Raw genomic sequence first — 10,837 nt, 5'->3', positions numbered from 1 at the left:
CCCGCCCCTCTTTGCCCCCCGCCCCCCCTCACCAGACGACTCCGGCCCACCACCACCCCCCCCCACCCCCCCCCCCCCCCCCCCCCCCCCCCCCGGGGGGGGGGGGGGCGGGGGCCCCCCCCCCCCCCCCACCACCCAGGAGATCCACTCGGGACCCTTGAAGCAGGGCATCCTCGCCCGTGGGACACCCCGACTTCCGGGAGGTCGAGTCGATCAAGCCGGGCCGGGCGGGTCAAGCCGCGGCGGGGGCCGTTGGGTCAGACGCGGGTGAGGCGTACGGCGTCGGCGACGACCAGGCCGGTGGTGTTGCTCCACCGGCTCACGCCCACCCGGTTCGCGTCACCGGCCGGGAGTGTGAAGGTGCCGAGGACTCGCCACTGCCCACCGGTGGCCCGTTGGTCGACGCGGACGGTCTGGTTGCCGGTGCTGGTGGCGACGATGTACGGGGCGGCGCTGTTGTAGCCGGAGTTCGCGGGCCACCAGGCCTCGACCCGGTAGCTGGCGGTGGCCGGGACGTTGAACCGGTACCACGCGACATCGCTGGCGGCGACCGGGTCCGCGTAGCGGTAGTCGGCGCCGTAGCGCTGACTGGAGTACGACGACACGCCCCAGTTGGCGCTGGCGGTGAACCGACCGCTGGTGGTGTTGTCCACAGTCGAGGACCAGGCCGGGCCGCCGCCGGCCATTCTCGCCGCCACGTCGGCGCGCATGACGTTCAGGTCGATGAAGGACGGGTCGATCTTGCCGGTGGTGCTGGTCTCCCGGTGACCACGGGCGTAGCTGCTGTCCCGGCCGAGCCGGGTGAGCACGGCGGCGGTGGCGGCGAGCGAGGCGTTGTACTGCGCGGCCGTCATCTCCTGGTTGACGCCGTTGTAGTCGATCTCCCACCCGATCATCAGGGTGTTGCCGTCCCCGGCCGGGATCGGCCCGCTGCCGCCACTGACCCCGGCGTGGTTGCACCGGCCGGCGGAGATGACGTGGAAGACGCCGTTGTAGTCGACGAGCGCCTGGCACAGCGGCCCCGGCAGGTCGGACCGGCCGTTGATGCAGATGCCGAGCGCCGGGTGGGGGTTGCTGGCGCTGGAGGTCGAGGCGGTGTGGTGCCACAGCACCCCGATCGGGTCGAACGAGCCGGGCCGCATCCGGTTGAGCCAGTCCCCCTCGACCACGACCTGGACCCCGGCGGCGCGCAGCACGTCCACCAGCCAGGGAATCGTCGCCATCAGGCGTCCTGGAGCAGGTCGGCGAGGCACTCGGCCTTCGGCGCGGCGCTCGCGGCAGCGGGTCGGGCGACGACTGTCAGCGCGGCGATGACCAGGGCGGGGATGCCGAGCACCCCACGACGGGGCAGACGGATGGACGGGGTTCGGGCCATGGCGATCCTCCAGCGACGGCGGGTACGAACGGATCGACGAACGTGATGACGGCGACGCTATACCGTCACGTACGTCGATGTCGATACCCTTCATTGCCGGGTCGCTAGCTGAAGGAATTCGCCGATTCAGACCTCGCCCAGCGCGTCGATGTCGCGCATCTCCTCCGCCGTGAGCGAGAAGTGGAAGATGTCGAAGTTGGCGGTGATCCGCTCCGGGGTCACCGACTTCGGGATCACCACGATCTCGTGGTCGATGTGCCACCGCAGCACCACCTGCGCCGGGGAGACGCCGTGCGCTCCGGCGATCCGGGTCAGCACCGGGTCACTGAGGTCGCTGGTCTTGAACGGGCTGTACCCCTCCAGCACCACGCCCCGGTCCCGGTGCTCGGCGTGCCGCTGCCGGTCGTACAGCGACGGGCTCCACCGGATCTGGTTGACCGCCGGGTTCTCCTCGGTGGACTGGATCAGCTCGTCGATCTCCGCGGTGCTGTAGTTGCTCACCCCGACCGCCCGGGCCAGGTTCTCGTCGCGGGCGGCGAGCAGCTCGCGCCAGAGCGGGATGCTGTCCCCCGGCGACGACGGCGGCCAGTGGATCAGCCAGAGGTCGACGTACTCGACGCCGAGCGCCTCCAGGCTGGCCTCCAGCGTCGCGCGCTCCCGGCCCACCCGGTCCGGCGGGAGCTTGGTGGTGATGAAGAGGTCCTCCCGACGCAGCCCGCTCTCCCGTACCGCCCGGCCGACCTCCCGCTCGTTGCCGTACACGGTGGCGGTGTCGAGGTGCCGGTAGCCGGTGTCGAGCGCGGCCAGCACGGCGTCGTAACCGGCCTGGCCGGTGGCCTGCCAGGTGCCGAAGCCGAGCAGGGGCATCCGCACGTCACCGGGGAGCAGTGCGGTGGGCTGGTCGGTGAGGTCCATGAGGTCCGTTCTACCCCGCCGCGCCCCCGGCCGCCGAGCGAACCGGACACTCCGGCGTCCAGCGCACCGGTCCGGTTTGCCGGAGAATGCGGGTGTGACCGACCGGCTGGACGAGTACCGGCGACGGCGGGACGCGGCCCGCACACCCGAGCCGGTGCCGTCGGAGAGCCCGCTGCCGGCCGGCCCCGACGCCGACGCCGCCCGCTTCGTCATCCAGCAGCACCACGCCCGCAGCCTGCACTGGGACCTGCGACTGGAGCACGAGGGGGTGCTCGCGTCCTGGGCGGTGCCGCGCGGTCTGCCCCGCGATCCGGGTCGCAACCACCTCGCCGTGCACACCGAGGACCACCCGATGGAGTACCTCGACTTCGCCGGTGAGATCCCCGCCGGTGAGTACGGCGGCGGCCGGATGCTGATTCACGACCGGGGCACCTACCGCTGCGAGAAGTGGCGCGACGACGAGGTGATCGTGACGCTCTCCGGTGAGCGGACCGCCGGCCGCTACGTCCTCTTCGCCACCGGGGGACGGGACTGGATGGTCCGCCGCACCGACCCCGCGCCGCCGGGCTGGACGCCGATGCCGGATCTGGTCCGACCGATGCACAGCACGCCCGCCGCCGGGCTCCCGCGCGACCGCGCCGCCTGGGGGTACGAGCTGCGCTGGGACGGCGTCCGGGCGATGGCGTACGTCTCCGGCGGACGACTGCGGCTGCTCTCCGAGACCGACGAGGAGATCACGGGTGGGTATCCGTGGCTGCGCGCGATGGCCGAAGCGCTCGCGCCCACCGAGGCGGTGCTCGACGGTGTGCTGGTCCGCATCGACGGTGCCGGGCGGGTCCGCCCGGTCCGTCCGGCCACCGGCAGCCGGGTCCCCGCCGGCGCCCAGTACCTGATCGTCGACCTGCTCTGGTTGGAGGGCGTGAGCAGCGTCGACGTGCCGTACGCGCAACGCCGGGAGCTGCTCGATGGGCTGGTCTTGTCCGGTACGCACTGGCAGACTCCGCCGTGGTTCCCGGGCGCGGGCGACGAGGCCCTGCGTGCTGGGCGGGAACAGGGCCTGCCGGGCGTGGTCGCCAAGCGACTGGACTCGGTCTACCAGCCGGGGCGGCGCAGCCGGCACTGGCTGAGCATCGACGCGGTGTGACGGCGAGGAGCGACGTGTACCTGACTCACCTGGACTGCCCGCGCTGCGGCAAGGAGCACGCCGCCGACCGGTTACAGAATCTCTGCGAGTGTGGGTCGCCGCTGCTGGCCCGCTACGACCTGGCGGCCGTGGCGAAGGCGGTCACCCCGGAACGCTTTCCGCTGCGCCCGGCCGACCTGTGGCGCTACCGGGAGGTGCTGCCGGTCGCCGATCCTCGGCACGTCACCACGCTGGGTGAGGGCTGGACGCCGCTGTTGCGGACTCCGGCGTACGGCACCGAGATCGGCATCGCGGACCTGATGGTCAAGGACGAGGGGCTGATCCCGACCGGCTCGTTCAAGGCCCGGGGCGCGGCGGTCGGAGTGAGCCGGGCCCGCGAGCTGGGCGTCGAGCGGATCGCGATGCCCACCAACGGCAACGCCGGGTCGGCCTGGGCCACGTACGCCGCGCGGGCCGGAATGGGCGCGACCATCGTCATGCCGCTGGAGGCGCCGAGCATCTGCCGGCGCGAGTGCGTCGCCGCCGGCGCCGACCTGCGCCTGATCGACGGGCTGATCGGCGACGCCGGCCGGCGGGTGGCCGAGCTGATCGCGGAGTCGAACGGGGCGATCTTCGACGCCGGCACGCTGCGCGAGCCCTACCGGCTGGAGGGCAAGAAGACGATGGGGTACGAGATCGTCGAGCAGCTCGGCTGGCAGACGCCGGACGTGATCATCTATCCGACCGGCGGCGGGGTCGGCCTGATCGGCATCCACAAGGCGCTGCACGAGCTGCGCGAGCTGGGCTGGATCGGCGACAAGCTGCCCCGCTTGGTGGCGGTGCAGTCCACCGGCTGCGCGCCGATCGTGCGGGCCTTCGCCGCCGGCGAGGATCGGGCGCAGCCGTGGGCGGACGCGCACACTGTGGCGTTCGGCATCACGGTGCCGGCCCCGCTGGGCGACGAGCTGATCCTGGCCGCGCTGCGGGAGTCCTCCGGCACGGCAGTCGCCGTCGACGACGCGGACATCCTGGCCGATCTGCGGGACTTCGCCGCCCGGGAGGGGCTGCTGCTCTGCCCGGAGGGGGCGGCCTGCCTGACGGCGGCCCGGCAACTGCGCGCGGGCGGGTGGATCCGGGCCGGCGAACGGGTGGTGGTGCTCAACACCGGTGCCGGGCTGAAGTATCCGGACACTGTCGACGTCTCCGGCGTACCCCTGATGGGGTGAGGTGACGGCACCCCGCGGACCGGGCGGTCCGCGGGGCGCCGTCGTGCCGGTCTACTGGTAGGTGATGTCCGAGGGCGAGTAGAGGCAGTTGACGCCGTCGGCGCCCTCACCGATCTCGGTCGGCTCGCTGCCCTTCGGCACGCCCTTGTACTTCACGCAGATCGAGGTCTCCCGGTCCGGGTCGCCGACGATGGTGATCCGGCTGAACCGGGCGGTGTCGCCCCAGTTGGTGTTGATGCCGGCGATCGCGTCGGTGTCCCGGACGATCACGTTGTCGATCACCACGTGCCGCTGGTACGACGTGGAGCAGTTGCCGCAGGCGCGGTAGAGCTTGCCGGCGTTCTCCACCCGGAAGTTCTTGATGTAGACGGTGCCCGAGCCGTTGTGCTGGAAGACCTTGTCGCTGGCGGAGCGGGCCCCGCCGCCGTCGACGGTGTACGTGGTGCCGCCGCGGAAGGTCGCCGCGTCCTCGCCGACGTCCTCCCACCAGACGTTGATCAGGGTGCAGTTGCCCTCGCAGTGCACGCCGTCGCCGGCCGGGGCGCCGATGATCACGTTGCGCAGGGTGGCGCCGGCGGCCAGCTCGAACATCGGGTCCTGGCTCTCACTCTGCCCGCCGTCACCGATGCCGTAGTAGCGCTTGAGCCCACCGTCGAAGGAGCCGGAGACCGGGATCGTGGCGTCCACCTTCTGGCTGCCGGTGGGTGTCGGCCAGCCAGCGGGCGGAGGTGTGGTGGTCGGCGGAGGTGTGGTGGTCGGCGGCGGTGTGGTCGTCGGTGGCGGTGTGGTCGGTGTGCCGCCGCCGGACGAGTCGACCAGCACGTCGTCGAAGCCGCCACTGGCGTACGCGGTGACCAGGCCGATCCGGCCCGCACCGGCCAGGCTGTTGCTGCCGGACGCGATCTGGGTGCCGTTGACGAAGCCGCGGATGGTGCTGCCGCTGGTCTCGATGCGCACCGTGTACCAGGTGCCGGTGCCGATGCCCAGCGCGGCGGAACCGATCGCCGTGACGGAACTTCCGTTGACCGCCTGGAGTTCGGCCCGACCGGAGCCGAGCAGGACCAGCCGGTACATCTTGGTGCTGCTGGTGGAGCGAGCGGCGAGCCCGATCAGGGCGCTGGACGAGCCGAAGCTCGTCGGCCTGACCCGGGCCTGCACGGAGTAGTTGGTCCAGCTGGTCTGGCCGGCGAACTGGCGGGCCAGCTCGCTGCCGGCGTTGGACTGGTTGAGCACGCCAGAGCCGTCGACGGTCCAGGTGCCGCCGGACTTGGACCAGCCGGAGGTGTTGCCGTCGTTGAAGTCGTCGGTGAAGACGGTGGCCGCGAAGGCCGAGGTCATGCCGGCGGCGAGGGCCGCCGCAGTCACCCCGGCGCCTACCGCCAGCAGGAGTGGTCGGCGGCCGGAGAGTCGTCTTTTCTGCACAGGTGTCCTCCTTGACGCATGTGGTGGTGATCCCTCGGCCGCCGTACCGAGACGTGTTCGCACGGCGTGCTGCGCTGAACGGGATCGGTGTGCGCCCCGTCGGAAGCCCGGATCCGAAGCGGGGTGAAGCGGGATCAAAGCCCTGGGGAAAGGGCTTTCCCACTCCTTCGAGGCTAGGACTGTCCAACCATCAGCGTCAATGCCTGGCGCTTGCAGGTCTGTTGCAGGATTCCGGCCGGACGTAACGCCGGTCGATCAGTAGCTCTCCGGCTCGGTGATCCGCCACGCCGCGTTGATCAGCCCGATGTGCGAGAGCGCCTGCGGGGTGTTGCCGAGCTGCGCGCCGGTGGTGAGATCGATCTGCTCGCTGAACAACCCCACGTCGTTGGCGTGACCGACGACCCGCTCGAAGAGCGCCTCGGCGCGCTGCTGCTCACCCGTCATCACCAGGCACTCCACCAGCCAGAACGAGCACAGCAGGAATCCGGCCGGGTCGGTCGTCCAACGCCGCAGCAGGCCGTCCTCGGTGCCCAGCTCGCGCTCGACCATCGCGATGGTCGAGCGCATCCGCGGATCGGTGGCCGGCAGGAAGTGCGTTACCGGCAGGGCGAGCACCGAGGCGTCCAGCTCCGCCGATCCGAACGCGCCGGTGAACGCCCCGATCCGGTCGTTCCACCCCTCGCGCAGCACGGTGTCGCGGATCTCGTCGCGTACCCGCGCCCAGCGACGGGGGTCGGCCCGATCACCCAGCCGGTCGGCGAGCCCCACCGCCCGGTCCATGGTCAACCAGCAGGACACCTTGGACGAGACGTAGTGGCGCTCCTCGTCGCGGGTCTCCCAGATGCCCCGGTCCGGCAGGCGCCACGTCGCGGCCACCTGCTCGGTCAGCCCGAGCACCATCTCCTGCAACTCGTCCTCGAACCGCGCGCCCAGGTAGTCGCGCAGCCGCCACACCGCCGACATCACCTCACCCGGCACGTCGAGCTGCCGCTGCCGCCAGGCGTCGTTGCCGACCCGCACCGGTCGACTGTCGCGGTAGCCGCGCAGGTGGTTGCAGTGATGCTCGGAGAGGTCACGCTCACCCTCCAGCCCGAAGAGCACCGGCACGGGCTCATCGCCGAACCGGCCGATCGAGCGGGTCGCCCAGGCGAACAGCCGGGACGTCTCGTCGGGGCAGGCCGCCACCCAGAGCGCCCGCATGGTCAACGAGAAGTCCCGCAACCAGGAGTAGCGGTAGTCGTAGTTCCGGTCGCCGCCGATCTGCTCCGGCAGCGAGGAGGTCAGCGCGGCGGCGACCGCGCCACTGCGGGCGTAGGTGAGGCCGGTCAGGACCGTCGAGCTGTGTGTGACGAGTTCGGGGTAGCGGCCGGAGTACCCGTGCGTCTCCCGGAACGCCTGCCACGCCTCTGTCGTCTCGGCGAGGGTGGTCAGCGGATCCATCCGCACGGGCGGGGCGCCGTACGCCTCGCCGAAGGCCAGGTCCACCCCGATCACCTGACCGGCGGAGACCTCGAACTCGTGGGTCACCCGGTCGGTGCCCGCCCGCAGGTGCAGACCCCCGGCGCGCAACACCAGCACGATGGGGCCGGCGCCGGCCAGCACCCCGCCGTCCGGCTGCTCGTGCAGGTACGGCGTGAGCAGGCCGTACTCCGGGCGGGGCGCGAAGTCCAACGCCATCCGCACCCGCCCGGAGAGCCCCTTGACCACACGGATCAGTACGGCGGGTGAGTTCTTGCCCAGCTCGTGGGCGCGGGCGCCGACCTCGGCGGCCAGCGCGTCGGTGACGGCCACGCTGCCGTGCGGGGTGTGGTGCACCGTCCGCAGCACCAACGTGTGCGGCAGGTACGCGCGCTCCACCCGGTAACCCGGGCTGCCGACCCCCACCGGCGCCAGCCGGAAGTGGCCGGCTCCCGGGTCCAGCAACCGCGCGAACACGGACGCCCCGTCGAACCGGTGCGGGCACCACCAGTCGATCGAGCCGTCCTTGCCGACCAGGGCGCCCGAACGGGAGTCCGAGAGGAACCCGTAGTCGGAGATCGGCGGCTGCTGCTCCACCCGCCGGGGGTACCCGCATCGGGCCGGATCAGGCCGGACGGCTCACGCGGTGGGTGGCTCGTCCTTGCCCGCCGCCTCGGCCGCGTCGGCCTCTTCCTTGGTCTTGTGCACGGCCTTGTCGGCGTGCTCCGGCGGCCCGTAGACGGTGTACAGGACCAGCGGGTTGGGGCCGGTGTTGACGAAGTTGTGCTTGGTGCCCGCCGGGACCACGACCAGGTCGCCCGCGACGACCTTGCGCTTCGCGCCAGCGACCCGCGCCTCGCCGACGCCGCTCACGAAGGTCAGGATCTGGTCGATGTCCTCGTGCACCTCCTCACCGATCTCCCCGTCGGCGGGGATGGTCATGATGACCAGCTGGGTGTGCTCACCGGTCCACAGCACGCGCCGGAAATCCGGGCTCTTCTCGGCGACAGTCGCGATAGTGAAATGCTCCATGTCCACGCTCATACCCCGTCCGGCGGCGCGCCACGCCGGGACTGGCGGATGGTGGAATTCCCCACGGTTGGCGGGTTTGGATCCGCACGGACCGGGGATCGAGAAGCGGACCGGCACGAAGGCCGGTCGAGCCAGGTCCCCGCCGGCGTACCGCCGAACGGCTGCGGTGGTGGGAGACGGCCAGAGCGCGGCGACGTTCCGACCACTGTCGAGCGGCGCCGCGCGCTCTCGTGGACGGCGGACCTAGCGGTGCAGCCAGGTGAGCAGGTCGGGCGGAGCCAGCGCCGCGACCCGTTGCTGGTAGCGGGCGAGACCGGCCTCGTCCAGCAGGTCACGTCCCTGACCCGAGCCTCCCCGGCGAAAGAACGCCTGCCGGTCACGCAGCACGCCGAGCGTGTCCGGCGCGAGCCGGTCGGCGCGCTCCCGCATGCGACCGAAGGTGGCCGCCTCAACCAACTCCGGCCCCGGGCTCGGGAGCTTCCACCGGTCGGCCAACCGGCGCATCTCACCGCCCAGATCGGCCAGCAGGTCGTCGTAGTGCACCAGCTCGACGTTCGGCTCGTGCCGGCGGGCCCACGCGTCACTCAGGTGCATCAGCACCCCCGGCAGCGAATCCAACTCGGCGCGGGGGTCCACCTCCCGGCCGACCCAGCTCGGCAACCACTCCCGCAGCGGTGGCCGCTCCCGGGGTGGCCCGGCCGGGGCGGGTTGGCCGGTCAGCTCGGCGATGCGCGCCCGGTCCAGGTTGGCGCTCTGGTGGTAGAGGGAGACCGCCATGTCCAGCGGGTGCCGGGCCACCACCACGTAGTGCGCCCGAGGGTCGAGCGGCACCCCGTCCAGCGGGGTGTGCGTCTTGATGAACCGCCGGTGTGGTTGGGCGGCCAGCCGGTCGTACACCGTGGCCTGCGGCTCGCCCGACCAGTCCAGCCACGGTGACAGCACGGTCAGCGGCGCTGGCAACTCCGGGGTGCGCAGCACCAGGAGCGCACAGATCATCTGCATCCAGGTGGTGCCGCTCTTCGACCGGGTGCTGATCACGATGTCGCCGTCGCGGAACGGAAAACCGGTCCACCGCGCGCTGTCCTCTTCGTCGGATTGGTAACGGCGAACTGGCGTAGGCATCGGTGGATGGTAGTCGCCGAACCGACAGTCGAGCAGCCGAATTCCGGCTTACATTCCTAGGGGATGGGCGTACGCCTGGCTAGATTGAACTATGGTGCCCGCTCACGGGGGCCGGGCGGCGGCACCGGTCTACCGCCCGATCCTCGCCAGCCGACGAGGCGAGCTTGAGGCCCTGAGCCACCTCGATCCCGCGTACGCCACGCTGGTCGCCCCGATCCTGGAGATCGCCGCGATCGGCCGGTCCACGATGGACGCCATTCGCCGGTTGCCAGCCGGGCTGCTGCCCGCCGTCGACGTCAGCGCACTGCCCGACGTCCCCGAGGCGGAGCTGACCCGTTGGGGCGTACCGGTGGTGCCGGTGATCGGGCTCTCCGAGAGCGATCACCGGCTGGTCGCGCACGGCGCGGCGGCGCGGGTGTACGGCCGACGCGCGCTCATCCGGCTGCGGGCCGGCCAGGACCGGGCCGGGCCGGATGCGAGCACCACCGCTGTGGAACGGATCTGGCGGTTCACCAGCCTCGCACCGGAGGAGTGCGACCTGCTGGTGGACGCGGGGGACGTCTGCTGCCCGGCGGACGTGCGGACCGCCGAACCCCGGGTACGCCACCTGCTGGACTGGGCGCGCCGACACGCCTGGCGGTCGGTGACGGTGGCGGCGGGCGGTATGCCGCCGACGCTGTCCCGGTTGCCCACCGACGAGCCGGTCCAGCTGGACCGTTGGGACTGGCAACTGTGGCGACGACTGGCCGACGCCGGGGTCGACTACGGCGACTACGGCGTCCACCCGGCCGGGCCGGGCACCGGTGACCCTGGCGACCGGTTGCCGACGGTGCGCTACACCGACGACGGCAGCTGGTGGGTCTACCGCTGGGCGCGACGCGGCGGCCGGGGCGACGACCGGTTCGCCGACCTGTGTCGCACGCTGGTGTCGGCACCGCACTGGCCGACCACCGGGGCGGCCTTCTCCTGGGGTGACCATGAGCTGCTGCGCCGGGCCCGCCGGGGCGCCGGGGCCGGCTCGACCGCCAACTGGGCGGCGTGGAGCACCTCGCACCACCTGGCCCACGTGCTCGCCACGCTGTTGCATCCAGCGGGCGACGGAGCGCCGCGGTGGCACCCCGGGCAGGGGCCACCACCGCAGCGGGGACGATCGCTGCGGTGAAG

General features: G+C 72.0%; 10 protein-coding genes. 3 read left to right on the top strand and 7 right to left on the bottom strand.

Annotation, left to right across the window (positions count from 1 at the left end; translation table 11 throughout):
• Positions 1-257: 257 nt before the first annotated feature.
• From ABTW72_RS30425 to ABTW72_RS30415, 3 genes are all read right to left on the bottom strand, one after another.
• The gene (locus ABTW72_RS30425; protein ID WP_350864765.1) at positions 258-1,223 is read right to left on the bottom strand and encodes a golvesin C-terminal-like domain-containing protein; all 966 of its coding nucleotides are present in this window, start codon (positions 1,221-1,223) and stop codon (positions 258-260) included.
• Positions 1,223-1,375: a hypothetical protein gene (locus ABTW72_RS30420; protein WP_350864762.1), complete on the bottom strand. Its 153-nt coding sequence runs from the start codon at positions 1,373-1,375 to the stop codon at positions 1,223-1,225. Before ABTW72_RS30420 ends, ABTW72_RS30425 begins: the two co-directional genes overlap by 1 nt.
• Before the next feature lie 126 nt (positions 1,376-1,501).
• The gene (locus ABTW72_RS30415; protein ID WP_350864759.1) at positions 1,502-2,290 is read right to left on the bottom strand and encodes an aldo/keto reductase; all 789 of its coding nucleotides are present in this window, start codon (positions 2,288-2,290) and stop codon (positions 1,502-1,504) included.
• Between the two features lie 94 nt (positions 2,291-2,384).
• Here ABTW72_RS30415 and ABTW72_RS30410 point away from each other — a divergent pair, with 94 nt between their 5' ends.
• Both ABTW72_RS30410 and ABTW72_RS30405 read left to right on the top strand, forming a co-directional pair.
• Positions 2,385-3,434: a DNA polymerase ligase N-terminal domain-containing protein gene (locus ABTW72_RS30410; protein ID WP_350864757.1), complete on the top strand. Its 1,050-nt coding sequence runs from the start codon at positions 2,385-2,387 to the stop codon at positions 3,432-3,434.
• Between the two features lie 14 nt (positions 3,435-3,448).
• Entirely contained in the window at positions 3,449-4,639 is a 1,191-nt protein-coding gene (locus tag ABTW72_RS30405; RefSeq protein ID WP_350864754.1) for a threonine synthase, read from the top strand.
• A gap of 51 nt (positions 4,640-4,690) precedes the next feature.
• Here ABTW72_RS30405 and ABTW72_RS30400 read toward each other — a convergent pair whose 3' ends face one another.
• From ABTW72_RS30400 to ABTW72_RS30385, 4 genes are all read right to left on the bottom strand, one after another.
• Complete coding sequence (locus ABTW72_RS30400) at positions 4,691-6,061, bottom strand: pectate lyase (RefSeq protein ID WP_350864751.1); 1,371 nt, start codon at positions 6,059-6,061, stop codon at positions 4,691-4,693.
• Between the two features lie 255 nt (positions 6,062-6,316).
• Complete coding sequence (locus ABTW72_RS30395; RefSeq protein WP_350864749.1) at positions 6,317-8,116, bottom strand: glycoside hydrolase family 15 protein; 1,800 nt, start codon at positions 8,114-8,116, stop codon at positions 6,317-6,319.
• Positions 8,117-8,158: 42 nt separating this feature from the next.
• Positions 8,159-8,551 carry a cupin domain-containing protein gene (locus ABTW72_RS30390; protein WP_229686966.1) on the bottom strand — a complete coding sequence of 131 codons (393 nt, stop codon included), beginning with the start codon at positions 8,549-8,551 and terminating at the stop codon, positions 8,159-8,161.
• A 243-nt stretch (positions 8,552-8,794) separates the two neighbouring features.
• Positions 8,795-9,673: a sulfotransferase domain-containing protein gene (locus tag ABTW72_RS30385; RefSeq protein ID WP_350864745.1), complete on the bottom strand. Its 879-nt coding sequence runs from the start codon at positions 9,671-9,673 to the stop codon at positions 8,795-8,797.
• A gap of 91 nt (positions 9,674-9,764) precedes the next feature.
• Between ABTW72_RS30385 and ABTW72_RS30380 the strand changes: the two genes are divergently transcribed.
• Positions 9,765-10,835, top strand: coding sequence for a beta family protein (locus tag ABTW72_RS30380; RefSeq protein ID WP_350864742.1), 1,071 nt, complete (start codon positions 9,765-9,767; stop codon positions 10,833-10,835).
• Positions 10,836-10,837 lie beyond the last annotated feature (2 nt).

This window comes from Micromonospora sp. NPDC127501, assembly GCF_040302185.1.
Classification (GTDB): Bacteria; Actinomycetota; Actinomycetes; order Mycobacteriales; family Micromonosporaceae; genus Micromonospora.
The sequence above is the reverse complement of the archived record's forward strand: the minus strand, read 5'-3'. Positions and strand labels throughout refer to the sequence as shown.